Raw genomic sequence first — 23,792 nt, 5'->3', positions numbered from 1 at the left:
TTTTTTCACTATGACAGAACTTAAAAATACGGAACGCGAACTGCATTATTTCCGCATGCGCCTGATATTCATCGGCGTATTCGTATTTCTGTGTTTTGCCGCACTGATTACGCGCTTTGTCTGGCTGCAAATCATCAAGCATAATGATTATGCCCTGCTGGCAGATGAAAACCGCATAGACATCGTCCCGGTTGTTCCTAACCGTGGGCTGATCACGGACCGGAATGGCGTCGTCCTGGCACGTAATTATTCTGCCTATACGCTGGAAATCACGCCCTCAAAAATCAGCAAGGACATGGATGTTCTGATTGATGAGCTGGCGGTGCTGGTGGATATACAGCCCAAGCATCGCAAGCGTTTTCGCAAGTTGCTGGAAGACTCCAAAAGTTTTGAAAGTCTGCCTATCCGTACCCGGCTTACGGACGATGAGGTCGCCAGATTCACGGCCCAGCGTTTCCGTTTTCCTGGTGTCGATATCCAGGCCCGCTTGTTCCGTCAATATCCCCAAGGTGATTCTGCTTCGCACGTGATTGGCTACATAGGCCGTATCAGTCCCAAGGATGCCGAGATCATTGATGAAATGGAAGATGCGGCCAATTACAATGGCACCGACTACATAGGCAAGGAAGGCCTGGAAAAAAGCTACGAAAAAGTCTTGCATGGCAGCACAGGCTTTGAAGAGGTGGAGGTCGCCGCAGGTGGCCGGGCGGTGCGTGTGTTGTCCCGTACCCCGCCAACTTCAGGCAAGAACCTGATCCTGTCAGTCGATATAGAACTGCAAAAAGTCATAGAAGAAGCTTTTGGCGACAGGCGTGGTGCGCTGGTCGCTATCGAACCTGAGACGGGTGACGTGCTGGCCTTTGTATCCAAACCTACCTATGATCCCAACCTGTTTGTCGAGGGCATAGACCAGCAAAGCTGGAATGAGCTCAATACGTCCGAAGACAAACCCTTGTTGAACCGGCCATTGACAGGAGCCTATCCGCCAGGCTCTACCTACAAACCATTCATGGCACTGGCCGCACTGGAGCTGGGCAAGCGCACCACCTCGCAGGCAATTGCTGACCCTGGCTACTTCACTTTTGGTAACCATACCTTCAAGGACGATAAAGCGGGCGGGCATGGCATGGTCGATATGTACCGTTCCATCGTGCAGTCCTGCGATACGTATTACTACATGCTGGCCAATGACCTGACGGTAGATGTCATGCATGATTTCATGAAACCTTTCGGCTTTGGCCAAATCACCGGTATCGACCTGGAGCATGAACGATCCGGTCTGTTACCTTCGACTGCCTGGAAGCGCGAAGCCTTCAAGAAAAAACCGGCACAACAGCGCTGGGTACTGGGTGACACGATTTCTCTGGGGATTGGTCAGGGACAAAATACTTTCACTCCTTTGCAGATGGCGCATGCCATGGCGACACTGGCAAATAACGGCATCATCATGAAACCGCATCTGGTCAAAATGACAGAAGACCCACAAACCAGGCAAAGGGTGTTGACTGTCCCCAAAGAGACGGCCCGCATTCCCCTTAAACAGGAAAACATCGATTTCATCAAAAATGCCATGGTCGGCGTCACCAAAGAGGGTACTTCTGCCAGAGTGTTCCAGGGAACTGAATATGTTTCTGGTGGCAAGACAGGTACAGCACAGGTGGTGGGTATTAAAAAAGGCGAAAAATATAATGCCAAGAACATGGCTGCGCGCCATCTTGATCACTCCCTGTATACTGCCTTCGCTCCGGCTGACCGTCCCAAAATAGCGATCGCCATTATTGTAGAGAACGGCGGCTTTGGTGCAGAGGCGGCTGCGCCCATAGTGCGCAAGGCACTTGACTATTACTTGCTGGGCAAGCGTCCGCAAGACAAGGGCAGCAAGGATCAGGTACCACCACAACCCAAGCCGCAAAGCGACATGACCCTGTACCGCTCTGATGCTGAAGTCAAGGCACCGGCTGAGCCTGATCCAGGTCCCAAGCCTGGTGGCGAAACTACAGGCAATAAGGATTGAAAATGCAAAAGAATAGTATTAACTGGCATTTTATCCGCTCGCACATCTTTGTCTTTGATGCGACCCTGGCAATACTGGTATTCCTGATCATGTCGATAGGTATCATGACCCTGTATTCTGCGGGCATGGACTTTCCTGGCCGGGTTGAAGGCCAGATCAGGAATATCATGGTGTCTTTCTTCATCATGTGGGTCATGGCGAATATCCCGCCGCAGACCCTGATGCGCTTTGCCATACCGATTTACACCTTTGGGGTGGCTTTGCTGATTGCCGTTGCCCTGTTTGGCCTGGTCAAAAAAGGTTCACGCCGCTGGCTGCATGTGGGTATAGACATGCAACCCTCAGAGATGATGAAAATTGCCACGCCACTCATGCTGGCCTGGTATTTCCAGAAGCGTGAAGGTGCCTTGCGCTGGCGCGATTTTGTGATTGGCGCCGTGATTCTTGGCATACCCGCAGCACTGATTGCCAAGCAGCCTGATCTGGGTACTGCCATGCTGGTTACTGCGGCTGGTTTTACCGTCGTTTTTTTGGCGGGTCTGTCCTGGAAATTCCTGATTTCCCTGATCACCGGGGCTGCCATTATTATCCCCACCATCGTCTGGCCATACCTGTTGCATGACTACCAGCGCGACCGGGTACTGACCATGCTGGACCCTAACCGTGATCCCCTGGGCAAGGGCTTCCACATCATACAATCGACTATCGCGGTTGGCTCCGGCGGCTTGCATGGCAAGGGTTATATGAAAGGGACACAGGCCCATCTGGAATTCATTCCCGAACATACGACGGATTTTATCTTTGCCGTGTTCTCTGAAGAATTTGGTTTTGTCGGCAATGTGATCCTGGTTACCCTTTACTTTCTATTGATACTGCGCTGTCTGGTGATTGCTGCCAATGCGCCCACGCTGTTCTCACGTTTGATGGCCGGTGCCGTGACTATGATATTCTTTACCTATGCCTTCGTGAATATGGGCATGGTCATAGGCATAGTCCCCGTTGTTGGGGTACCTTTGCCTTTCATGAGTTATGGCGGCACCGCACTGGTGACGCTGGGTATGGGATTAGGGATAATGATGAGCGTACAGCGTAACCGAAAACTGGTGCAGACATGACATTGCGCATGTCTGCCATGCCTCTCCGCGACTGTCGCCTGCCTCTACTGGCAGCCAGCGCAGTATTACTGGTGGCATGTGGCAGTGCACCTAAGAGTAACGTTGTTACTGCTGATAGCCCGCGTCCTGCAGGTGGTACAAAAACCAGCCCGTCCCAGACAGCGGCCTTGCCCAAGGCAAATTCTGGCAAGGGTGCTTATTACAAGGATGACGGCCCCGGTGACAATATACCCGAGGGCCTGGAAAATACAGTGGACCCCATCCCTACACTGGAGAATTATTCGCGCTCAGGTAACAAGCCCTATGTGGTATTTGGCAAAACCTATACCCCGATAGCAGACAGCACCACGCCATTTGTGCAGCGTGGCGTTGGCAGCTGGTATGGCAAAAAATTCCACGGGCAAAAGACTTCATCCGGTGAACTGTATGACATGTACAAGATCACTGCAGCCCACCCCATCCTGCCTATACCTTCTTATGCGCGGGTCACGAATATCAGCAACGGCAAGCAAATCATCGTCCGCATCAATGACCGCGGGCCCTTTCATGCCAGCCGCATTATTGACCTGTCTTACACCGCAGCCCTGAAGCTTGATGTGATAGGCAAGGGCAGCAGCCAGATCGAAGTTGAGCGCCTGCTACCTGCTGACATAGAGAGAATGGCAGAGAACCGCAAAAATCAAGCTCCTCAAGCTGCCCAGCCTGTGCAAGTCGCGAGGCAGGACGCAGCAGTCGCGGTTACCACACCCGTGCCAGCCAGGGAATTGCCCGTCGTCCGGACCAATCCTGCTGCGACCATGAGTATGGAAGAATTGCTGGCATCCCAGGACAGCAAGCCAGTAGAAAAATTTACCCCGCCTGTGGCTGCTACCGGCACGGTCAGTACATCAGCTAATGCATCAGCTAATTCAGCAGGCAATACCACAGCGTCGGCAACTCCTGGCTACTACATACAATTTGGCGCTTATGCGATACGCGCGAATGCAGAAGCCATCATGAACCATCTCAAAGGCAGGGCGACCAGTCAGTTGCCAGGTTTTGATATTGTCCAGCAAGGTAGCTTGTACCGCCTGGTCAGTGGCCCCTTTGCCAATCGTACAGAGGCTGCCGCAGCAATCGCCCAGGCTGGCGATCTTGGTGTAGGCAAACCCCTGGTCGTGCAGCGCTAGTGAATTGTTGCAATCACCAAGGCTTATTCTGCTTCTGCCTGTTTCATTTCCAGCGCCATTTGGTAGAGGGCATTTTTCTTTTGCCCTGTCAGTTGCGCTGCCAGACTCGCTGCCTGCTTGACTGAGCATTCTTCCAGCAAGATTTGCAAGACCCGGCGTGCTTCCAGTTCCTGATCATCGGCGGCAGCGGGTGCGGCTTCGATGAGTATCACGTATTCGCCTTTTTCCCTGTGGCTGTCAGCCGCCAGCCAGCTTTCTGCTTCTGCCAGGCTGCAACGGTGGATTTCTTCAAACAGTTTGCTGACTTCACGCGCCAGCACGATACGGCGATCGTCACCAAATACTGTCCGCATGGCGGCGACCGCTTCGATGATACGGTGCGGCGCTTCATAAAAAATCAGGCTGGCGGGTATGGCTTGCACTTCCCGCAAGATACTGTCACGTTGTCCGGCCTTGGCTGGCAGGAAGCCAACAAAATAAAAACGGTCATTGATAAGGCCACTGGCTGACAGGGCGCTGATGGCAGCCGACGCACCCGGCAAAGGTGTAACTGGCAAACCTGCCAGTTTGACTGCGTCCACGATCTTGGCTCCCGGGTCGGATACACCGGGTGTACCAGCGTCAGACACCAGTGCAATACGCTCGCCTGCCTGCAGGCATGCCAGTATTTTCTCTGCCACTTCGCGCTCATTATGCTGGTGAGCTGCGATCAGGGGTTTGCTGATACCATAGCGCGATAGCAATTGGGCAGTATTGCGGGTATCTTCGCAGGCAATCGCATCTGCCAGCGACAGCAAGTGCAAGGCGCGCAGGGAGATATCAGCGACATTCCCTATGGGGGTGGCGACTACATATAAGGTCGCTGCCGGATAATTTTGCCGGGTGACTGCCTCGATCACAGTCGCACTCGTGAACAGTGCCTTGTCGGTGGTGCTCATGCCTGTTCCTTTACGTAGTATGCAAATTAAGCAAATGAATTAGCCGAGATTGTACGCCAATGAGACTCGCAAAGACTGCAGAAACGCCAGATAGCAAATCGGGAGCTGACCAGCGTACCAGCCGCCGCCGTACCGGTGACGAGGCAGAAAGCCTGGCACTGCTGTATTTGCAAAAAGCGGGCTTGAAACTGATACAACAAAATTTTCTTTGTAAGGGCGGAGAAATCGATCTCATCATGCAGGACGGTGCTGTGCTGGTCTTTGTCGAAGTCAGAAAACGTAGTTCCATGCAGTTTGGTGGTGCCGTTGCCAGCGTCACACCAGCCAAGCAAAGGCGCATGGTGCATGCTGCGCAGGTCTATTTGTTAGCAAAAAAGACCCAGCCAGCTTGTCGTTTTGATCTGGTGGCCATAGATGGTGAGCAGATCAACTGGCTAAAAAATATTATCGTCGCCTGAGGAAATGACAGGATAGGGGACTGGACTAGTGAAAGTTGAAGTGAGGACGCGCACGTGACAGGCACTCTGCTTTCACTGTTACAGTCCACTAATGCCTTGCCTGCCGTATAATCTGACGCAATCATACTAAGTAAGCATTATGACAAATCAACGCATATTGGCGCACTTCCAGGAAAGTGCAGAATTAAAAATGCGGGCTGGTACAGAGCTGGCCCAGCCTATTTCAGAAGCGGTGGAACTCATGTTCTCGGCGCTGTCTAATGGTAACAAGATACTCGCCTGTGGTAATGGCGGTTCTGCGGCCGACTGTCAGCACTTTGCCGCCGAGCTGGTAGGGCGCTTTGAGCGCGAGCGCCTGCCTTTACCGGCCATGGCCCTGACGACAGATACCTCTATCCTGACTGCAGTAGCAAATGACTACAGTTTTAATGAAGTATTTTCCAAGCAGGTGCAGGCATTTGGGCAGTCTGGCGATATCTTGCTGGCCCTGTCCACTTCAGGCAATTCGCTGAGTGTGGTGAATGCCATCAATGCTGCACTTGAACGGGATATGCGTGTGGTGGCGCTGACTGGCAAGGGCGGCGGAGAAATTACGAATATCCTGACTGAGGCCGATGTCCATATCTGCGTACCGCATGACAGGACAGCGCGCATACAGGAAGTTCACTTATTAACCATACATTGTTTGTGTGACGGCATTGATGCCGCATTATTCGGAGGTGATGCTGATGATTAAGAAATCCTGGAGCAAGCTGGGCAAATCTGCTGCTGTCATAAGTTTGAGCTGTGCTGCGGCCTTGAGTCTGCAAGGCTGCGTGGAAATGGTCGTAGGGAGTGCTGTAGTAGGTACTTTCGCAGCAACTGACCGCCGTACCTTTGGTGCGCAGACCGAGGACAAGGCCATCGTCATTAAAGGCGAAACCCGTATCTCCCGCTTGCTGGATAAGAATGGTCATGTGAATGTCAATTCATTTAACCGCCGCGTCCTCTTGACTGGCGAAGTGATCGATGAAAATGCCAAATCAGCCGCCGAGCGTGAAATGCGTGCCGTTGAAGGTGTAAGCGCAGTCACCAATGAGCTGATCATAGGGCCAGTCTCCAATTACACGGCACGGTCAAATGACACGCTGATTACGACCAAGGTCAAGGCAACCTTTGTCGATGCCAAGGAAGTGTCCGCGAATGCCTTCAAAGTTGTGACCGAAGCCGGTGTCGTCTTTTTGATGGGACGTGTCACCCAGCGTGAAGGTAACCATGCCGCTGACCTGGCCAGCAGCATCAGTGGCGTGCGCAAGGTCGTCAAGGTATTTGAATATATTACAGAAGAAGAATTGAAGACTTACCAGGCTACGCCAAGTAAAAATCCTCCCAGCGACAATTAAACCAGCATGACCGGCTTGATATTTTGCCGGTCTTGTTTTTTCTGGAGACATCATGATTGCAATGATCGTGTTGGCGGTCATCTTCGCAATACTGGCATTCTGGGTGCTGGGCATACAAAAACGCCTGCTGAGTTCACGCAGGCGCATTAAATATGCATTTTCACAAATGGATATACAGTTCAAGCGCCGCTATGAACTGATACCCAATCTGGTGGAGATTGCCAAAGGCTATATGAAGCATGAGCGCGAAGCGCTGGAGGCCATCATCACCGCGCTCAATGAAGCTGTGTCGGCCAATGCCATGGCTTGCCTCCATCCCCTGGTTGGCATTGCGATACTGCATCTGGCTGCGACGGAAGACAGATTGACCGTGACATTAGGCAGGATGTTCGCGATTGCCGAAACCTGCCCCGATTTGCAAGCCAATGAAAACATGCAGAGACTGAGCACGGAATTGAATGATGCTGAAAACAAGCTCATCTTCGCCCGTCAGGCCTACAACGATTGCGTGGTGCAATATAACCAGAGCATGGAGCATTTCCCCGGCCCAGCCATTGCCAATATCTTCGGTTTCCATGCGGCAGAATTAATGCAGGTGGCCGAATCTGATGGCGGCCTGGTAGCACAGCTTGCGGTTGCATCAGTGTAGTAACTAGTGATTAGAACAAAGGAGATCCGCGGCTATGGATAGTATTCTGGTTTCACTCTTCAGTTACAAGGCCTGGGCCAATGCAGAGATGCACGCTGCCCTTGCCAGATTTGATGCGCAGCGACACCCCGATCAATTCCAGGCCATGCTGCACACGCTGGATCATGTCAATGTCGTGGACAGAATATTCAAGGGGCATCTGAGCGGAACGGGGGCTGCTGGTTTTACATCGACTAATTCCGAAACAATACCGGACTTATCTGCATTGCGCGAGATCGTCAGTGCGACCGATAACTGGTACCTCGATTTTGTATCCGGGCTCAGCACAGAGCGTCTGAAACAGCGCCTGCAATTTAGCTTTACTGACGGCGACAAGGGCACCATGTCATGCGAAGAGATGTTGCTGCATGTGATTACCCACGGTGGTTATCACCGTGGTTGCGTGGGGCAGATTCTGGAAGACATGGGTATCAGTTCTCCGCCCGATTCCCTCACAAAGTTTTTGCACAGGCATGAACCTGAGCGACGCCTTCACCACGAATAAACTGACGGTGGCAAACGGTTGTTTCAAGTGCGTCCAACGATAGACGCAGTCGCCATCAGTTCATCGATCAGGGCCAGCAATATCTTGCCTGACATGCGGTGCGGGTCCAGTACCGGCAAGGGTGAATATTTCAGCAAAATTGAAGGATTGATCTTGCTCATATTCGCCTGGCCCATGGTCCAGCCTGCATAGCGGCGCTCCAGTATTTCTTCATAATCAAGCAGTATCACGTCAGTATGACGCTCGTCACGCAAAATGTGGCTGTACAGGGTATTCACTGCTTCGCGGCCACCTTCCAGCACCTGCATGAAGACCTGGTCGCTATGGCAGAGCACACCGGTGATGCCGTGCTGCGGATTATGCTGACGGGACTGGCTGACGACGGATTGCACGATGTCGCACATTTTTTCATCGACGACGCGGCTGGCGTAAAGTAAGCGTACTAGCATGGCAAGTCCTGGTTAGCGTTTGATCAGGGATAAGAATTCACGGCGCAGGTTTGCATCCTTCAAAAAGGAGCCGTGCATCACACTATTAATCATGGCAGCATCCATGTCTTTCACGCCACGCCAATGCATGCAAAAGTGGTCAGCTTCCATGACGACTGCCAGACCATCTGGCTGCATTTTTTCTTGCAGGGTATCGGCCAGTTGCACGACCGCTTCTTCCTGTATCTGCGGACGGCTCATGACCCATTCAGCAATGCGCGCATATTTCGACAGACCGATCAGGTTCGAATGTTCATTCGGCATGACACCTATCCAGACCTTGCCAATAATCGGGCACAGATGATGTGAGCAGGCGCTACGTACCGTTATAGGACCGATGATCATCAATTCGTTCAGGTGCGAGGCATTCGGGAATTCAGTGACCGCAGGCATGGGCACATAGCGGCCCTTGAAGACTTCCTGTATGAACATCTTGGCGACGCGGCGGCCAGTATCCTGGGTGTTATGGTCACTCTCGGTATCGATGACCAGGCTTTCCAGCACGGCACGCAGTTTTTCTTCGACTTCTGCCTGCAATTCATCCATCTCGCCTGCTTCAATGAAACGGGCGATATTGTCATTCGCGTGAAAACGCGTCTTGCTGGCCGTGATGCGTTCACGTATGCGCTGCGAGACGGGAATATTGACAGCTTTGTAAGCTAAGGGCGTATCGTTAGACATGCTGAAAACCGGGATGTAAAAAGTCTATGGTAACTGAATTGTCAAATTGGCGTTGCGGATGGCTTGTCCATGCATTGTTGCCTAAGCCTCAGGCTGCACGTTGTCACGCTGGTATTCGGCTTCGCGTTCTGCCTTCCACTGTGGCAGGCAATGCGGGCAAAAGCAACTCGCATCCATCTTCAATACACCATCTGGCAGTTTTTTAAAGGCAATCGGTGGCAGGGCAGTGCACCAGCAGGCTTGGCCAGTATTATCTGCCATCGCACAAGTAAACACGGCCTGGCAGCGGGGACACACACTCATGTCGCGCTACCTTTGCCATCCGCATTATCGGTCTCTGCTGGCAAGCCTTCACTGGCAGTCTTTTTCATTGCCTTGCGCAAGAATGACATTTGCCCGTCAAAGCCGGTGCAGGCACGGCAAATCGCCAGGTGCATTTTTAACTGGGTGCGCTCAGACAGGCTGAGCGGACGGTCCAAACCCTCAGAAATAAGCTGATGTGCTTGTTTGCAAACAATAAAGACACTCATATTTTTTCTCCTGATGACACCCTGCCAAACCAGTTCAGGTCCAGGCATTCACGCAGGCGTAATCGCGCACGATAGAGCACCACCCATAGATTAGACGTACTCAACTCCAATTCCTTACAAATTTCTTCGGTTTCCAGTTCCAGCCACTCACGCATCATGAAAACACGGGCAGTTTTGGCAGGCAGGTTTTCCAGGCAGACTTCCAGCACGCGAAAAAAATCTTTTTGTTGTAATGTTGCTTCAGGCGCACCCCAGGCGGTCGGCATACCTATCACGTGGCCGTTGGCATTAAATAAACTGTCTATCAAATCGTCTTCAGATTCATCATCCTTGATTTCCAGCGGCTTTTCTTTTTTCAGTGAACGCAGGTGATCGATGATCTTGAATTTCAAAATGCCTGTCACATAGGTGCGCAGCGAAGAATTACCGGCAAAACTGTCCGGTTTTTCCAGTACGGCCAGCAAGGTTTCCTGCACGGCATCTTCCGCAGCACACTCATTGCGCAGTTGCAATTGTGCAAAGCGATACAGGCCAGGGCGCAGGTTTTCCAGTTGTTGATGTAAATCTGTAATCGATGTCATAAGTCTGCTGACTGAATTGGAAAAGCTTTGGGCTCAAATCCTGTAAAATTCAGGCTTGATGAAATAACCCACTATCATACCTTCAGGATATACCGTCATTATGAGCGATTTGAACGCAAACACGACAGAAGAACTTGCACCGGAAGACCGGTTGGCAGGCGTGGAACCAGCCATCAAGGCGGAAATTCTGGCGGAAGCCCTGCCTTACATCCGTAAATTCCATGGCAAAACCATCGTCGTCAAATACGGTGGCAATGCCATGACAGAAGAACGCCTGAAGCACGGCTTTGCCCGTGATGTCATTTTGCTCAAACTGGTAGGCATGAACCCGGTCGTGGTGCACGGCGGCGGCCCGCAAATTGATAATGCGCTCAAGAAAATGGGCAAGCAGGGTACTTTCATCCAGGGCATGCGCATCACCGATGAAGAAACCATGGAAGTCGTTGAATGGGTACTCGGTGGTGAAGTCCAGCAGGATATCGTCATGCTGATAAACCACTACGGTGGCCAGGCAGTAGGTCTGACCGGTAAAGACGGCGGCCTGATTCGCGCCCGCAAGATGATGATGCCTGACCGTGAAAATCCGGGTGCCATGCTTGACATCGGTTACGTGGGTGAAATTGATGCCATCAACCCGGCGGTTGTCAAAGCCCTGCAGGATGATGCCTTCATCCCTATCATTTCTCCTATAGGCTTTGGTGAAGATGGTCAGGCTTACAACATCAATGCCGATCTGGTCGCAGGCAAGATTGCCGAAATCCTGAAGGCTGAAAAGCTCATCATGATGACCAACATCCCTGGCGTGCTCGATAAGCAAGGCAATCTGGTGACCGATTTGTCGGCGCGCGAGATTGATGAAATGTTCGCTGACGGCACCATCTCCGGCGGCATGTTGCCAAAAATTTCATCCGCACTCGATGCTGCCAAGTCTGGCGTGAATACCGTGCATATCATCGATGGCCGCATAGAACATTCCCTGTTGCTGGAAGTGTTGACCGAACAAGCCTTCGGTACCATGATACGCAGCCATTGATGAATCAATATCAGCTGGTGGAGCGCCTGCCTCATGCGTAGGCGCCCCGAGCCCTTGTGGCTGTTTGATCTGGACAATACGCTGCACAATGCTTCACATGCGATTTTCCCTGTCATCAGCCAGAACATGAATGCCTTCCTGGCGCGGGTACTGGGGGAAGATGGCAAGCCGGCAGATGCCGAGCGGGTGAATGCCATCCGTCAGCAATACTATGCGCGCTATGGCGTCACCATGCTCGGCATGGTCAGGCACCATGGCGTCAGGGCAGATGAGTTTTTGCAAGAGGTGCATCATTTTGATGACCTCAGTGCGATGATCAGGTATGAACGCGGTTTGAAAAAACTGTTGAGCCGTCTGCCCGGTAAAAAGATTTTGCTGACCAATGCGCCGCGTGTGTATTCGGGCCGGGTACTCAGGCACATGGGTTTGCATAAACATTTTGATGCACATATCCCGGTTGAGGCCATGCGCGTGCATGGGCAATTGCAACCCAAGCCTTCGCGTTCCTATTTGCGCAAGTTACTGGCGACTTATGGCAAACAGGCAAGAGACTGTATCCTGGTGGAAGATAGTGTAGAGAATTTGCTTGCTGCAAAGCAAGAAGGTCTGCGCACCGCCTGGGTCACAGGCTATACTCCTGTCCATCAGCGTAAAAGAGCTGCCGCCTGTGCCGACGTCAAAATAAAATCCGTCATACAACTCGCCCGCCACATCCATCGCCTGCGCGCCTGAGCCCAGGCAGTGTAGCAAAATGTGAAGGGGGATTGCGTACTGGGCGGCTGGTCTTTAGAATCTCGCCCCGGCGCGGCTGAATTGCCTGCTCTCCTTTTTTGAATTCACTTATTTGACACCTATGGCCAGCACCAAACCCGGCGAACGTAAATTACAGATACTCCAGACGCTGGCGGCGATGCTTGAGCATCCCAAAGGTGAAAAGGTCACGACCGCTGCGCTGGCGGCCAAGGTGGCTGTGTCTGAGGCCGCGCTGTACCGTCATTTCGCCAGCAAGGCGCAGATGTTTGAGGGGCTGATTGAATTCATCGAGTCTTCCATCTTTGGCCTCATCAACCAGATCAATGAAAGCCAGGAAGATGGCATGGTTCAAGCCCAGTCCATCATCATGATGCTGCTCAATTTTGCCGAGCGCAATCCTGGCATGACCCGCGTGCTGATTGGTGACGCCCTGGTCAATGAAGATGAACGCCTGCAATTGCGCATGAACCAACTGGCAGAAAGACTGGAAATGGCTTTCCGCCAGTCTTTGCGCCTGGCAGCCAGCCAGGGCCATTTTGCCGAAGAAGAGGCGCAGGCACGTGCTAGCCTCTTGTGCAGCTTTGTCATGGGCCGCTGGTTGCGCTTTGCCAAGACCGGTTTCAAATTGCTGCCAACCGAGCAGGCGGCCATGCATGTAGCCTTGCTGTTGCGCTAATCTTCCGACCCGATTGCACTTCATCGCTGGCTGACGCATCATAGTCCGTGTTTTAACCACACAGGATTTTGACAGCCACTGATGAAGCTGCCCCAGCAACCCGGACGTTTATTTTTATGGCGTGGTGCCGCCCTGGTGATTTCACCAGGCATAGATTCGTCCCTGCATACCCATTTTGCGCTGCAACTCACTTACGGCCTGGAGCGTCCGTTCCGCGCCCGCCTGCAGGCAGACCATGACTGGACAGAAACACGCAGCGCCAGTTTTGCACCGCATGATGCTCACCAGATAGACAGCGATGGCGGCATGCTGGCGCATCTGTTCCTGGAAATGCCGGAGGCGGTGAAGTTAAGTGGAACTGATTTGCGGGCTGCATTCGGTACGTGGCCTGAGTTTCAGGCACTGGCCACCAGTCTTTCGGACAACCGTCATCAGTCACTGGACATGGAAGCAGCACAGCATATACGGCAAATCTGGCAAGCCTGTGCCTTGCCACAAAGCCAGACCAGTGCCTCACTCGATAGCCGCATCCTGACCGCACTGGATGCGATTGCTGCCAGTCATGGGGCAGATTGTAATGGCGAGAACCTGGCCAGGCTTGTGCACCTGTCAGAAAGCCGTTTCACTCACTTGTTCCGTCAGCAAACCGGTATGTCGCTGTCGCGCTACCTGCTATGGTCGCGCATGGTGGATGCAGTGGCGGCAGTTGCACAGGGTAATAATATGACGGCGGCTGCCCATGCCTCCGGCTTTGCCGACCTGGCACACATGAGTCGCACCTTTCGCAGCATGATGGGGGTGGCCCCCTCAGAATTGCATAGGATGGCGATTGCGTTCAAGCAGGATGCCATTTGATGGATTACTCTGAGGGTATAACAATATCCGGGAGACCCTCATGCAACAAGCCAATTCCAGACAGATAGAGCAATTGCTGGCGAAATACAGCGAAAGCCACCTGAACCCCACCAATGAACTGATCCACTTTGTCTGTGTGCCCGTCATCGTGCTGTCCTTCCTTGGCCTGATCTGGGCAGTCCATCCTATGGCGGCACTTGCTGTTACTGTTATTTCGCTGATTTACTACACGACACTCTCGGTGCCGTTTGCCGTAGGCATGCTGGGAATGTCGGGCACTATGCTGTGGATACTCTCGCAATTGCCACAACACCTGATGTGGCAAATTTCACTCGGTATTTTTGTTGTCGCCTGGATAGGCCAGTTCATCGGCCACAAGATAGAGGGCAAGAAACCATCTTTCTTTGATGACCTGCGCTATTTGCTGATAGGCCCCTTGTTTGTTCTCAGCTTTTTATACCGTCGTCTGCATATCGCGTATTGAGCATCCGATCAGCATCAACGCAGCATTGGATGAGCATCAGATGCTGAGTTGCACTGCCTGAGAAGTCTTGGGCAAGTCTTTGCTATACAGACGCCAGGTATTGCGGCCAGCGGCCTTGGCGGCTTTCAGTGCAATATCAGCATGATGCAAAAATAGCCGCTGCTCTTTGGCATGCAGGGGACAGCAGGCTACGCCCACACTGGCGCTCAGCAATATTTGCTGGCCGCGCAAGGTCATGGGCTGGTTGATGGCCTTGACCAGCCGGTCTGCCAGTTGTTCTACCACTTCCAGACTACCCACATTGGGCATAATGGCGGCAAATTCATCGCCATCGACACGGCATAGGGTATCCGTACTGCGCAAGACACCGCACAGGCGGTTGGCCATGGTCGCCAGAATCAGGTCACCGGCATCATAGCCAAAACTTTCGCTGAGACCCTTGAAGTGGTCGAGGTCGATAAACATCAGGGCTGCCATTTCTTCATTGGCAACTGCATCTTCGAGGCAGTTGCTGAGCAGCCGGTGGAAATAGTGGCGGTTCGGCAGCTTGGTCAGGCTGTCATGGTTGTTCAAAATGGCCAGGCGGCTGTCTGCTTCGCGCCTTTCCTTGGCTTCGCTTTGCATATCGTTTTCCCAGGCTTCCATCCTTGCCAGCATGAGATTGAAATGCATGTTCAGGCTGCCCAGTTCATGCTCGGGGTCTTGCGGTGCGCGCAGGCTGTAATCGCCCAGTGTTGCCACTTTTTCTGCTATCACGCTTAATTCCATGATGGGTTGCATGGAGCGCAATTGATTGTTTGTTAGCCAGTAAGCTGCCAACACAGTGGTAAACACAAACAGGAAACCGGCGATCAGCAAGAACAACAGGATGTGCTGGTACAGCGGCCAGGTACTGATTTGCAACTGCACCTGACCTATCACCGTGGTGCCACTCAGCACCGGGCTAATGGCACTGAAATTGCCCAGGTGATATTCCACCACATGCCGCCGCAGCAAGGTCGTGGCTTCTACACCACTGGTCTTGATCAACTGGCCCTGCGGGTTCCAGGCCAGTATGGGCTGGCCATGGCTGTCATAGACATTAGCAGTCTGCATGTCTGGCGTATTGGTGGCATTCAGCAACAGACTTTGCAATTGCCGCATATCATTGGCGATCATCGCGTCTGCCATATTGCTGGCAAGAGTGTCAGATTTATACAGGGCTTCTGCACGCAGGTTTCTTTGCAAAAGATAAGCAGACAGTATCAATCCCAAGATCAGGGCAGCCAGCATCGCCAGGGCGATTGCCTGCAAATTCTTGCGAAAGATGCGTTTTGCCATTGGTAGCCTGAAATAAGTGTTATGCATGAGAAAAATTGCGAATTGCCCTGTGGAAAATATTGGCTGTAGTGAATACCAGCGACTATACCTATGTGCCAGAATCATGTCATAAAAAAGTGCCATGGCACTATACTTCTGTCTTGATTGGCGTCTTCGTGCATCGCTTTATGCAGATGCAGGCATCTGCGGGTAAACTGCGGCACATCTTTATGTTAGCTTGAATCCGCGTGTCAGATTTTTCCAACAATCCTGTCCTGCCATTTCCTCTCCCTCAGCCTGGGGAATGCTTTGCCCTGCTTGATGACGCTCACTCGGAGCAGGCACAATCGCGCTATTACCATGACTTGCAGGTCGTACTGACATGCAACACGGCGCAACAGTGGCCGGCCTTATGGCGTGATGCAGAGCAGGCTTTGCAACAGGGCAGTTTTGCGCTGGCATTGTTGTCGTATGAAAGCGGTGCGCAATTGCAGGGTATTGCTGAGCATGACGGACACGCAGCAGTGGCTGTGTCACGCATACTCCTGTTCCGGCAATGTCATATTCTGGATAGCCAGCAAGTCACTGCTTTTTTGCAGGCCCAGGAAGCGCCACACACCATTGCCGGAATCGCAGGTATACAGCCTAGTGTCGATGCCAGCCAGTTTGAAGAAGGCATAGCCAGGGTCAGGGAATATATCGCTGCCGGTGACACTTACCAGGTCAACTACACATACCGTCTGCATTTTGACAGCTATGGCCCGCCCGCCGTACTCTACAGCCGCTTGCGCCAGCGCCAGCCCGTGCCTTACGGCGCGCTGATCTGCCTGCCTGATGGCGAGGCAGTCGTTTCGCTGTCACCAGAATTATTCGTACGCCAGCAACAGGGTAAATTGCTGGCTCGCCCCATGAAAGGTACGGCAGCGGCAACTGGCGATACAGAGCAAGACCAGCGCCTGGCGGCAGAACTTGCTGCCGACAGCAAGAACCGCGCAGAAAATCTCATGATCGTTGATTTGCTGCGTAACGACCTCGGGCGCATCGCCAAAACCGGCACCGTCAGGGTACCCAAATTATTTGAGGTCAAGCGCTTTTCCAGCGTGCTGCAAATGACTTCTACTGTCGAAGCCGATTTGCAGCAAAACCTGAATCTGGAACAGATACTGACGGCCCTGTTCCCCTGTGGCTCGATTACCGGGGCACCCAAGCACCGCACCATGCAGATCATCCGTGAACTGGAGACAGAGCCGCGTGGTCTGTATACCGGTGCCATAGGTTGGTTCGATCCGCCAGCACAGCCAGGCGCATTGGGCGATTTTTGCCTGTCTGTACCTATACGCACTCTGCAACTGCAAGCCCCTGTTAATAATGCAGAGCCAGTCTTGCGCCGTGGTGTACTGGGGGTAGGCGCTGGTATCGTGTATGACAGTGTGGCCCAGGACGAATATGCAGAATGCCATTTGAAGGCGCGTTTCCTGACCGGTTTGCCACCCCAGTTTGAACTGTTTGAAACCATGCATGCAACGCTGGAAGAAGGCTGTCGCCATCAATCACGGCATTTGCAGCGCCTGCAGGCATCGGCACAGTATTTTGGCTTTGCCTGGAACCAGCAGCAAATCAGTGAAAAATTGCAGCAAGCATGTGATGCCCTGCCCGCCAGCCTGCCGCACAGATTACGCCTGGCACTGAAGCCGGATTGCGAACTGGATGTACGGACTGCGCTGCTGACCAGCATGCCAGAGCAGCCCAAAGTCATGTTGGCGGCAACTGCCAGTGATAGCCGCAATCTGTTCCTGCGCCATAAGAGTAGCTTGCGCCAGCAATATGACCAGGCCTGGCAGGCAGCAGAGCAACAGGGTGCATTTGATATGTTGTTTTTTAACGAAAAAGGGCATTTGACCGAAGGCGGGCGCAGCACAGTCTTGCTGAAGCTTAATGGCAAATGGCTGACACCGCCACTCGAAGATGGTGTCTTGCCCGGTATCATGCGGGCGATATTGCTGGAAGACAGGCGTTATCAACTGGCAGAGCAAGTCCTGACGATGGCAGACCTGCTGGCTGCCGAACAAATCATGTTGTGCAATTCCCTGCGCGGTGCTTTTGTTGTTGAATTGATTAAAATGGATTAACTAAGTGCATGCAAGACTTGCTCTGCAGGCAAGAAAGCTGACATGACTTGCCTATCTGAAGTATAAAGATAAATTCCGCTCACAGATTTGGACCTGGAAAATTGATCCAGCTTAAATATTGTGCCTGCACGAAGGAAAGGTTACACTGGAAAAAAATTAACCGACCAAGCGGTCGGCAAATTGCATACTTATTCATATTGTTTGGTATTGATTAATATTGCAGATAATCGCAAAACAGGAGACTACCCATGAAGAAACGGTTTTTACTGGCGGCCTTGCCCGCCATGTTATCGCTGGTACTGGCAACAAATGCTTATGCGCAGATCAAGGTTGGCGTCAATGTGTCGGCCACCGGCCCCGCAGCTTCTCTGGGCATCCCTGAAAAAAATACCTTTGCCCTGCTACCCAAGGAAATCGCCGGCAAGAAGGTGGAATACATCGTACTGGATGACGCCTCTGATACCACGACCGCTGTCAAAAATGCCCGCAAGTTGATAGCCGAAGACAAGGTCGATATCCTCATCGGTTCTACCATCACGCCTAATTCCCTGGCCATGGTCGATGTGGCAGCAGAAAATGAAACGCCAATGATCTCGATGGCGGCATCTTCGGCGATTATTTCACCTATTGATTCCAAGCGTTACTGGGTATTCAAAACGCCGCAAAATGATTCGCATATGTCCACGGCGATCACCGGCCACATGAACGATGCCGGCGTCAAGACTGTTGCATTTATTGGCTTTGCCGATGCCTATGGCGAAGGCTGGTACAAAGAATTTTCCAAGATTGCTGAATTGCGCAAGCTCAAAGTGGTTGCCAATGAGCGCTTTGCCCGCAGTGATACTTCAGTCACAGGCCAGATCCTCAAAATCCTGGCAACCAATCCTGATGCAGTCTTGATTGCCGGTGCCGGTACGCCAGCGGCCCTGCCACAAAAGACCTTGAAAGAACGCGGCTACAAGGGCAAGATTTACCAGACCCACGGCGTTGCAAATAATGATTTCCTGCGCGTCTGCGGCAAGGATTGCGAAGGCACCTGGTTACCAGCGGGCCCCTTGCTGGTGGCTGAGCAATTGCCTAACGATAATCCAGTCAAGAAATCTGCCATGCGCTATGTCAAAGCGTATGAAAAAGAATATGGCGCAGGTTCTGTCTCCACCTTTGGTGGTCATGCCTGGGATGCCAGTCTGTTGCTGGAATCCGCCGCGACTGTGGCTTTGAAAAAAGCCCAGCCAGGCAGCAAGGAATTCCGCGCTGCCTTGCGTACCGCGCTGGAAAATACTGTCAATCTGCCGGTCTCGCATGGCATCGTCAATATGACGGACACTGACCATCTGGGTTTCGACCAGCGTTCCCGCGTCATGGTGCAAATCGTCAATGGCAAATGGAAATTGATCGGTCAGGCTAACTGATGTATTGATGAAGTAATCAAGGGAGCTGCGGCTCCCTTTTTGTTCGGCCCATAATTTGAGGCTATGCCACACGAGTAAGCAAGAAAGTCAGGTTTACATGGATTTTTCAATTGCCGCCATCCTCGCTCAGGATGGTATTACCAGTGGCGCCATCTATGCCTTGCTGGCATTGGCGCTGGTACTGGTGTTTTCCGTCACGCGGATTATTTTCATACCGCAAGGTGAATTTGTCGCCTTCGGCGCACTCAGCCTGGCTGCCATACAGACTGGCAAATTCCCGCATTCTGCCAGCCTGTTACTCGCTTTTGGCTTGCTATGCCTGGGCAAGGAAATTTATGCACAACTGCGCAGCAAGCAGCCTGTGAATGCCAAGGCCCTGGCTTTATCTGCCGGCAAGCTCTTGCTGTTTCCATTGGCTGTCTGGCTGCTCGCACGCAATGTCAACGCGCAGGAATGGCCGCTGTTTGCCCAGGTCTTATTGGCACTGGTAATAGTCGTGCCCATGGGCCCCATGATTTACCGGCTGGCTTATCAACCGCTTGCAGAAGCCAGCACTCTGGTCTTGCTCATCGTTTCTGTTGGTGTGCACTTTGCCCTGACGGGCATGGGCCTGGTGATGTTTGGTGCTGAAGGTTCACGCACGACCGCGTTCAGCGATGCCCGTTTTGAACTTGGTGCCATGCAGATATCTGGCCAGAGTCTGGTGGTGATTGCTGTCTCTGCTCTGTTGATCGCTGCGCTGTATTTCTATTTTGAACGCAGCCTGTCCGGCAAGGCCTTGCGTGCTACTGCCGTCAATCGTCTGGGTGCGCAACTGGTTGGCATAGGTACCACGCAGGCTGGTCGTCTGGCATTTACTCTTGCCGCGGCCATGGGCGCCTTGTGCGGCGTCTTGATCGCACCGATGACTACGGTGTATTACGATGGCGGCTTTTTGATCGGCCTCAAAGGTTTCGTTGGTGCCATCGTCGGTGGTCTGGTGTCTTATCCGGTTGCCGCCGCCGGTGCCTTGCTGGTGGGCTTGCTGGAATCGTATTCATCTTTCTGGGCCAGTGCCTATAAGGAGGTTATCGTATTTACCCTGATTATCCCGGTCTTGCTGTGGCGTTCACTCTCCAGCAAACATACTGATGAGGATGAAGAATAATGAAAGCACTCCTCACCAACGGCATCAAACACGGTAAATGGATATTGCTTGCGCTGGTCTTGCTGTTCCCCCTGGTGCCGGTACCTGAATTCTGGATCACTCTGGCCAACTACATAGGCCTGTATGCGATCGTCGCGCTGGGCCTGGTCTTGCTGACAGGGGTAGGCGGCATGACCTCTTTTGGCCAGGCAGCTTTTGTTGGCCTCGGTGCTTACTCCACGGCCTATCTGAGCACGGCCCTGGGTTATTCGCCGTGGCTGGGTTTGCTGGCTGGCCTGGTGCTGACCATGGTGGCAGCACTGGCGATAGGCCTGATTACCATGCGCCTGTCCGGCCACTATCTGCCACTGGGGACTATCGCCTGGGGGCTGTCGCTATTCTTCCTGTTTGGTAACCTCGAATTCCTCGGCAAATATGATGGCCTGAATGGCATACCTCCCATAGAAATCGTGGGACTTAAACTCGATACAGGACGCAGCATGTTTGGCCTGATCTGGGTGATATTGTTGCTGGCGATAGTTGCGGTACAAAATCTGCTGCAATCACGTCCTGGCCGTGCCATACGCGCACTAAAAGGTGGTGGCGTCATGGCAGAAGCCATGGGTGTCAATACTGCACGCATGAAAGTCATCATCTTCGTCATCGCTGCCATGCTGGCCAGTGTTTCCGGCTGGTTGTATGCGCACTTGCAACGCGCCGTCAATCCCACGCCATTTGGCTTGAATGCCGGTATTGAATACCTGTTCATGGCCGTGGTGGGTGGTGCTGGTCATGTCTGGGGAGCCTTGTTGGGCTCAGCCCTGCTGACGCTGCTGAAAGACAAACTGCAAAGCATCTTGCCTGCATTGCTGGGGGCAAATGGAAATTTTGAAGTCATCGTGTTCGGTGTCTTGCTGGTCTTGTTGCTGCAACGCGCACGTGATGGTGTCTGGCCTTATTTAGCCAGCTGGAGCAAGCGCCTGTTTGCCAAATGGCTGCCAGAAGATAAGGGCATACAGGTCGCTGCAGATGCTGCAATATTGCCAGTACGTGCCAAACCGCCAGTCGATACCGTCATCCTCGAAATCGACAAGGCGCGCAAGCAATTTGGCGGCCTGGTTGCCGTGAATGACATGCAGTTCACTGTCAGCGCCGGGCAGATCGTTGGCCTGATAGGCCCGAATGGTGCAGGCAAATCAACGATGTTCAACCTGGTCACCGGCGTCTTGCCCTTGACCAGTGGTGCCGTGCGTTTTTACCGTGATGGCAAATTGCAGGACATCGCCAACCTGCCTTCGCGTGAAATCGTCAAGCTGGGCATAGGCCGCAGTTTCCAGCATGTGCGTTTGCTGGCCAGCATGACAGTACTCGAAAACGTCGCGATAGGTGCGCATTTGCGTGCCAAGGGTGGTGATGTCATGGAAGTCATTGCCAGCATCTTGCGCCGTGACGGCAAGGTAGAAAATTCACTGTTGGCAGAGGCAAAAAGGCAGTTGGAAAGGGTAGGTTTGGCACATCTGATCAATGAAGAAGCAGGCAGCCTGGCCCTGGGCCAGCAACGCATACTGGAAATCGCCAGGGCACTGTGCTGCGATCCTAGTTTGCTGCTACTAGATGAGCCAGCCGCCGGCTTGCGTTATAAGGAAAAACAGGAACTGGCCGAGCTCTTGCGCAAGCTGCGTGCAGAGGGTATGAGTATCCTGCTGGTCGAGCATGACATGGATTTCGTCATGAATCTGACAGATCAACTGGTGGTCATGGAATTCGGCACCAAGATTGCCGAAGGCTTGCCACAAGACGTACAACAACATCCGGCTGTGCTGGAAGCTTATCTGGGTGGGATAGATTGATGACGACTACAAATTCTGCAGACACCACGCCAGTCATCCTGGCGACGACATCCTTGTCTGAACCGGCCCTATTGCAAACCAAGGATCTGCAAGTATTCTATGGCAAGGTAGAGGCTTTGCAACCTGCCAATATACGTGTCGGTGTCGGGCAAATCGTTACCGTCATCGGCCCGAATGGTGCGGGAAAATCGACGATGCTCAATGCCATCGCCGGTGCCCTGCCTGCCAGTGGCAGCATGCGCGGTCAGATACTTTTATCGGATAAAAACCTCGCCAGCGTCAGTATAGAAAATCGTGTTGCCCAGGGCATGTCACTGGTGCCAGAAAAACGCGAGCTGTTCGCCAGCATGAAGGTCGAAGACAATCTTTTGCTGGGCAGCTATCGCCGCTACCAGGCCGGTGAAAAAAATTATGCTGACCAGCTCGATGTCGTCTTCGATCTGTTCCCGCGCCTCAAAGAAAGACGCACACAAGAAGCAGGGACATTGTCAGGCGGTGAACGCCAGATGCTGGCAGTAGGCCGTGCGCTCATGGCCAAGCCGCAATTGCTGATGCTCGATGAACCTAGCCTTGGCCTTGCACCACTGATCGTCAAGGAGATTTTTCACATTATCCAGCGTCTCAAGCAAACCGGCGTTGCGATTCTACTGGTAGAGCAAAATGCCCGCGCCGCCTTGCAGGTGGCCGACTATGCCTATGTGCTGGAAACCGGGCAGATTGCGCTCGAAGGTGATGCCGCAGAACTGGCAAATGACCAGCGCGTGATCGATACCTACCTGGGTCTGGCCAAAAAGAATCATTGAGCTAGCCGTGCTAGACTTTGCTGTATGAGAGTATTGATTACAGGTGCCACTCAGTGGGAAGGCCAGGCCGCTATCCGCCGCGAACTGGCTCAGCTACCGCCTGCGACCATCATCGTCACAGGTGATACGCCTGGCATAGATGCGCACGCCAAAGCAGTTGCACTGGAATTTGGTTTTGCAGTCGAAGCGATGAAAAAAACCAATGCTGACTACCGCGCATTTCCTGGTGAAGGATGGAAGGGCCTGAATGTCAGAATGCTGGCGACAGGCATAGACCTGGTGCTGGCTTTTCATGCCGACTATGGCAAACCTGGTTGCGCTCGCGGTACACTACATGCCGTGACACTTGCTGAGCAGGCACAGATACCGGTCAGGATTTTTACACAGTAATGACGCAATAAGCGCAAAGGATGTAGCATGATCTCCCATGTATTCACAGGTATACAGGATTTTGAGAAATCTTTTTCGTTCTACTCTCCCCTCATGACTGAGTTGGGCCTGGTCTTGAAATTCAAGGATGCAGGCAAGCCCTGGGCAGGCTGGATGTCAGCAGACCAGCCACGCCCTTTGTTTGTCATAGGCAAACCTTATAACGGCGAAGCCGCACAGCATGGCAATGGCCAGATGGTGGCATTGCTGGCTGCCTCGCGTGCAACGGTGCAGCGTGCCTACGACGCAGCACTGGCACATGGCGGCACTTGCGAAGGACCACCGGGTTTGCGTCCGCAGTATCATCCAAATTACTATGGCGCTTATTTCCGCGACCCAGATGGCAACAAGTTGTGTGTTTGCTGTCATCATGAAGAAGCAGACGCTGGGTAAG

General features: G+C 52.8%; 27 protein-coding genes. 20 read left to right on the top strand and 7 right to left on the bottom strand.

Annotated features, from left to right (window positions below):
* The first annotated feature begins 10 nt into the window (after nt 1–10).
* The 3 genes from mrdA to UNDYM_RS26225 are packed head-to-tail and all read left to right on the top strand — an operon-like array spanning nt 11 to nt 4,298.
* Entirely contained in the window at nt 11–2,014 is a 2,004-nt protein-coding gene (gene mrdA, locus UNDYM_RS26235) for a penicillin-binding protein 2 (protein WP_162043775.1), read from the top strand.
* On the top strand, nt 2,011–3,129 hold the full coding sequence (rodA, locus tag UNDYM_RS26230; protein WP_162043774.1) for a rod shape-determining protein RodA: 1,119 nt from the start codon (nt 2,011–2,013) through the stop codon (nt 3,127–3,129). The genes mrdA and rodA overlap by 4 nt, the downstream gene beginning before the upstream one ends.
* Nucleotides 3,126–4,298: a septal ring lytic transglycosylase RlpA family protein gene (locus UNDYM_RS26225; protein ID WP_232063600.1), complete on the top strand. Its 1,173-nt coding sequence runs from the start codon at nt 3,126–3,128 to the stop codon at nt 4,296–4,298. Before rodA ends, UNDYM_RS26225 begins: the two co-directional genes overlap by 4 nt.
* A 23-nt stretch (nt 4,299–4,321) precedes the next feature.
* On the opposite strand, the gene rsmI is transcribed toward UNDYM_RS26225, so the two are convergent.
* Entirely contained in the window at nt 4,322–5,236 is a 915-nt protein-coding gene (gene rsmI / locus UNDYM_RS26220) for a 16S rRNA (cytidine(1402)-2'-O)-methyltransferase (RefSeq protein WP_162043773.1), read from the bottom strand.
* A 59-nt stretch (nt 5,237–5,295) separates the two neighbouring features.
* On the opposite strand from rsmI, the gene UNDYM_RS26215 reads away from it, so the two are divergent.
* From UNDYM_RS26215 to UNDYM_RS26195, 5 genes are all read left to right on the top strand, one after another.
* Nucleotides 5,296–5,694, top strand: a complete 399-nt coding sequence (locus tag UNDYM_RS26215) for a YraN family protein (RefSeq protein WP_162043772.1) — start codon at nt 5,296–5,298, stop codon at nt 5,692–5,694.
* Nucleotides 5,695–5,833: 139 nt separating this feature from the next.
* Nucleotides 5,834–6,430 carry a phosphoheptose isomerase gene (locus UNDYM_RS26210; RefSeq protein ID WP_162043771.1) on the top strand — a complete coding sequence of 199 codons (597 nt, stop codon included), beginning with the start codon at nt 5,834–5,836 and terminating at the stop codon, nt 6,428–6,430.
* The gene (locus tag UNDYM_RS26205; protein ID WP_162043770.1) at nt 6,423–7,076 is read left to right on the top strand and encodes a BON domain-containing protein; all 654 of its coding nucleotides are present in this window, start codon (nt 6,423–6,425) and stop codon (nt 7,074–7,076) included. Before UNDYM_RS26210 ends, UNDYM_RS26205 begins: the two co-directional genes overlap by 8 nt.
* 52 nt (nt 7,077–7,128) lie before the next feature.
* On the top strand, nt 7,129–7,725 hold the full coding sequence (locus UNDYM_RS26200; protein ID WP_162043769.1) for a LemA family protein: 597 nt from the start codon (nt 7,129–7,131) through the stop codon (nt 7,723–7,725).
* Nucleotides 7,726–7,759: 34 nt separating this feature from the next.
* Nucleotides 7,760–8,269, top strand: coding sequence for a DinB family protein (locus tag UNDYM_RS26195; protein ID WP_162043768.1), 510 nt, complete (start codon nt 7,760–7,762; stop codon nt 8,267–8,269).
* A gap of 23 nt (nt 8,270–8,292) precedes the next feature.
* Here UNDYM_RS26195 and UNDYM_RS26190 read toward each other — a convergent pair whose 3' ends face one another.
* The 5 genes from UNDYM_RS26190 to UNDYM_RS26170 form a co-directional block, all read right to left on the bottom strand.
* Nucleotides 8,293–8,718 (bottom strand): BLUF domain-containing protein, encoded by a 426-nt coding sequence (locus UNDYM_RS26190; protein ID WP_162043767.1) that lies wholly within the window; start codon nt 8,716–8,718, stop codon nt 8,293–8,295.
* A 12-nt stretch (nt 8,719–8,730) separates the two neighbouring features.
* A complete protein-coding gene (gene folE, locus UNDYM_RS26185) occupies nt 8,731–9,438 on the bottom strand; it encodes a GTP cyclohydrolase I (RefSeq protein WP_162043766.1) in 708 nt (235 codons plus the stop codon).
* 81 nt (nt 9,439–9,519) lie between these two features.
* Nucleotides 9,520–9,741, bottom strand: coding sequence for a cysteine-rich CWC family protein (locus UNDYM_RS26180; protein ID WP_162043765.1), 222 nt, complete (start codon nt 9,739–9,741; stop codon nt 9,520–9,522).
* Complete coding sequence (locus tag UNDYM_RS26175; protein WP_162043764.1) at nt 9,738–9,968, bottom strand: zf-HC2 domain-containing protein; 231 nt, start codon at nt 9,966–9,968, stop codon at nt 9,738–9,740. Before UNDYM_RS26175 ends, UNDYM_RS26180 begins: the two co-directional genes overlap by 4 nt.
* Nucleotides 9,965–10,549 (bottom strand): sigma-70 family RNA polymerase sigma factor, encoded by a 585-nt coding sequence (locus UNDYM_RS26170; protein WP_162043763.1) that lies wholly within the window; start codon nt 10,547–10,549, stop codon nt 9,965–9,967. Before UNDYM_RS26170 ends, UNDYM_RS26175 begins: the two co-directional genes overlap by 4 nt.
* Before the next feature lie 100 nt (nt 10,550–10,649).
* Between UNDYM_RS26170 and argB the strand changes: the two genes are divergently transcribed.
* The 5 genes from argB (at nt 10,650) to UNDYM_RS26145 (ending at nt 14,350) form a co-directional block, all read left to right on the top strand.
* The gene (gene argB / locus UNDYM_RS26165; protein ID WP_232063121.1) at nt 10,650–11,582 is read left to right on the top strand and encodes an acetylglutamate kinase; all 933 of its coding nucleotides are present in this window, start codon (nt 10,650–10,652) and stop codon (nt 11,580–11,582) included.
* A 33-nt stretch (nt 11,583–11,615) separates the two neighbouring features.
* Nucleotides 11,616–12,314, top strand: a complete 699-nt coding sequence (locus tag UNDYM_RS26160) for a pyrimidine 5'-nucleotidase (RefSeq protein WP_162043762.1) — start codon at nt 11,616–11,618, stop codon at nt 12,312–12,314.
* A 121-nt stretch (nt 12,315–12,435) separates the two neighbouring features.
* The gene (slmA, locus tag UNDYM_RS26155) at nt 12,436–13,011 is read left to right on the top strand and encodes a nucleoid occlusion factor SlmA (protein WP_162043761.1); all 576 of its coding nucleotides are present in this window, start codon (nt 12,436–12,438) and stop codon (nt 13,009–13,011) included.
* Nucleotides 13,012–13,092: 81 nt separating this feature from the next.
* Nucleotides 13,093–13,866: a helix-turn-helix transcriptional regulator gene (locus UNDYM_RS26150; protein ID WP_162043760.1), complete on the top strand. Its 774-nt coding sequence runs from the start codon at nt 13,093–13,095 to the stop codon at nt 13,864–13,866.
* A 40-nt stretch (nt 13,867–13,906) separates the two neighbouring features.
* Nucleotides 13,907–14,350 carry a DUF962 domain-containing protein gene (locus tag UNDYM_RS26145; RefSeq protein WP_162043759.1) on the top strand — a complete coding sequence of 148 codons (444 nt, stop codon included), beginning with the start codon at nt 13,907–13,909 and terminating at the stop codon, nt 14,348–14,350.
* Between the two features lie 36 nt (nt 14,351–14,386).
* Here UNDYM_RS26145 and UNDYM_RS26140 read toward each other — a convergent pair whose 3' ends face one another.
* Nucleotides 14,387–15,670: a sensor domain-containing diguanylate cyclase gene (locus UNDYM_RS26140; RefSeq protein WP_162043758.1), complete on the bottom strand. Its 1,284-nt coding sequence runs from the start codon at nt 15,668–15,670 to the stop codon at nt 14,387–14,389.
* A gap of 227 nt (nt 15,671–15,897) precedes the next feature.
* Between UNDYM_RS26140 and pabB the strand changes: the two genes are divergently transcribed.
* The 7 genes from pabB (at nt 15,898) to UNDYM_RS26105 (ending at nt 23,791) form a co-directional block, all read left to right on the top strand.
* Entirely contained in the window at nt 15,898–17,778 is a 1,881-nt protein-coding gene (gene pabB, locus UNDYM_RS26135; protein WP_232063599.1) for an aminodeoxychorismate synthase component I, read from the top strand.
* Nucleotides 17,779–18,026: 248 nt separating this feature from the next.
* The gene (locus UNDYM_RS26130; protein WP_162043757.1) at nt 18,027–19,190 is read left to right on the top strand and encodes an ABC transporter substrate-binding protein; all 1,164 of its coding nucleotides are present in this window, start codon (nt 18,027–18,029) and stop codon (nt 19,188–19,190) included.
* A gap of 97 nt (nt 19,191–19,287) precedes the next feature.
* Nucleotides 19,288–20,337 carry a branched-chain amino acid ABC transporter permease gene (locus tag UNDYM_RS26125; protein ID WP_162043756.1) on the top strand — a complete coding sequence of 350 codons (1,050 nt, stop codon included), beginning with the start codon at nt 19,288–19,290 and terminating at the stop codon, nt 20,335–20,337.
* Nucleotides 20,337–22,166 (top strand): ATP-binding cassette domain-containing protein, encoded by a 1,830-nt coding sequence (locus UNDYM_RS26120; protein WP_162043755.1) that lies wholly within the window; start codon nt 20,337–20,339, stop codon nt 22,164–22,166. The genes UNDYM_RS26125 and UNDYM_RS26120 overlap by 1 nt, the downstream gene beginning before the upstream one ends.
* Nucleotides 22,166–22,969 (top strand): ABC transporter ATP-binding protein, encoded by an 804-nt coding sequence (locus tag UNDYM_RS26115; RefSeq protein ID WP_162043754.1) that lies wholly within the window; start codon nt 22,166–22,168, stop codon nt 22,967–22,969. The genes UNDYM_RS26120 and UNDYM_RS26115 overlap by 1 nt, the downstream gene beginning before the upstream one ends.
* A gap of 24 nt (nt 22,970–22,993) precedes the next feature.
* Entirely contained in the window at nt 22,994–23,359 is a 366-nt protein-coding gene (locus UNDYM_RS26110) for an SLOG family protein (protein ID WP_162043753.1), read from the top strand.
* Between the two features lie 27 nt (nt 23,360–23,386).
* The gene (locus UNDYM_RS26105) at nt 23,387–23,791 is read left to right on the top strand and encodes a VOC family protein (protein ID WP_162043752.1); all 405 of its coding nucleotides are present in this window, start codon (nt 23,387–23,389) and stop codon (nt 23,789–23,791) included.
* The last annotated feature ends 1 nt before the right edge of the window (nt 23,792 follow it).

The sequence above is a fragment of the Undibacterium sp. YM2 genome, from assembly GCF_009937975.1.
In the GTDB taxonomy this organism is placed as follows: Bacteria; Pseudomonadota; Gammaproteobacteria; order Burkholderiales; family Burkholderiaceae_D; genus Undibacterium.
This window is presented reverse-complemented; position numbering and strand designations above follow the sequence as displayed.

Coding starts and splice junctions, on each gene's coding strand:
- mrdA (WP_162043775.1), top strand. CDS start 11: ATGACAGAACTTAAAAATACGGAACGCGAACTGCATTATTTCCGCATG.
- UNDYM_RS26225 (WP_232063600.1), top strand. CDS start 3,126: ATGACATTGCGCATGTCTGCCATGCCTCTCCGCGACTGTCGCCTGCCT.
- rsmI (WP_162043773.1), bottom strand. CDS start 5,236: ATGAGCACCACCGACAAGGCACTGTTCACGAGTGCGACTGTGATCGAG.
- UNDYM_RS26215 (WP_162043772.1), top strand. CDS start 5,296: ATGAGACTCGCAAAGACTGCAGAAACGCCAGATAGCAAATCGGGAGCT.
- UNDYM_RS26210 (WP_162043771.1), top strand. CDS start 5,834: ATGACAAATCAACGCATATTGGCGCACTTCCAGGAAAGTGCAGAATTA.
- UNDYM_RS26205 (WP_162043770.1), top strand. CDS start 6,423: ATGATTAAGAAATCCTGGAGCAAGCTGGGCAAATCTGCTGCTGTCATA.
- UNDYM_RS26200 (WP_162043769.1), top strand. CDS start 7,129: ATGATTGCAATGATCGTGTTGGCGGTCATCTTCGCAATACTGGCATTC.
- UNDYM_RS26195 (WP_162043768.1), top strand. CDS start 7,760: ATGGATAGTATTCTGGTTTCACTCTTCAGTTACAAGGCCTGGGCCAAT.
- UNDYM_RS26190 (WP_162043767.1), bottom strand. CDS start 8,718: ATGCTAGTACGCTTACTTTACGCCAGCCGCGTCGTCGATGAAAAAATG.
- folE (WP_162043766.1), bottom strand. CDS start 9,438: ATGTCTAACGATACGCCCTTAGCTTACAAAGCTGTCAATATTCCCGTC.
- UNDYM_RS26180 (WP_162043765.1), bottom strand. CDS start 9,741: ATGAGTGTGTGTCCCCGCTGCCAGGCCGTGTTTACTTGTGCGATGGCA.
- UNDYM_RS26175 (WP_162043764.1), bottom strand. CDS start 9,968: ATGAGTGTCTTTATTGTTTGCAAACAAGCACATCAGCTTATTTCTGAG.
- UNDYM_RS26170 (WP_162043763.1), bottom strand. CDS start 10,549: ATGACATCGATTACAGATTTACATCAACAACTGGAAAACCTGCGCCCT.
- argB (WP_232063121.1), top strand. CDS start 10,650: ATGAGCGATTTGAACGCAAACACGACAGAAGAACTTGCACCGGAAGAC.
- UNDYM_RS26160 (WP_162043762.1), top strand. CDS start 11,616: ATGCGTAGGCGCCCCGAGCCCTTGTGGCTGTTTGATCTGGACAATACG.
- slmA (WP_162043761.1), top strand. CDS start 12,436: ATGGCCAGCACCAAACCCGGCGAACGTAAATTACAGATACTCCAGACG.
- UNDYM_RS26150 (WP_162043760.1), top strand. CDS start 13,093: ATGAAGCTGCCCCAGCAACCCGGACGTTTATTTTTATGGCGTGGTGCC.
- UNDYM_RS26145 (WP_162043759.1), top strand. CDS start 13,907: ATGCAACAAGCCAATTCCAGACAGATAGAGCAATTGCTGGCGAAATAC.
- UNDYM_RS26140 (WP_162043758.1), bottom strand. CDS start 15,670: ATGGCAAAACGCATCTTTCGCAAGAATTTGCAGGCAATCGCCCTGGCG.
- UNDYM_RS26130 (WP_162043757.1), top strand. CDS start 18,027: ATGAAGAAACGGTTTTTACTGGCGGCCTTGCCCGCCATGTTATCGCTG.
- UNDYM_RS26125 (WP_162043756.1), top strand. CDS start 19,288: ATGGATTTTTCAATTGCCGCCATCCTCGCTCAGGATGGTATTACCAGT.
- UNDYM_RS26120 (WP_162043755.1), top strand. CDS start 20,337: ATGAAAGCACTCCTCACCAACGGCATCAAACACGGTAAATGGATATTG.
- UNDYM_RS26115 (WP_162043754.1), top strand. CDS start 22,166: ATGACGACTACAAATTCTGCAGACACCACGCCAGTCATCCTGGCGACG.
- UNDYM_RS26110 (WP_162043753.1), top strand. CDS start 22,994: ATGAGAGTATTGATTACAGGTGCCACTCAGTGGGAAGGCCAGGCCGCT.
- UNDYM_RS26105 (WP_162043752.1), top strand. CDS start 23,387: ATGATCTCCCATGTATTCACAGGTATACAGGATTTTGAGAAATCTTTT.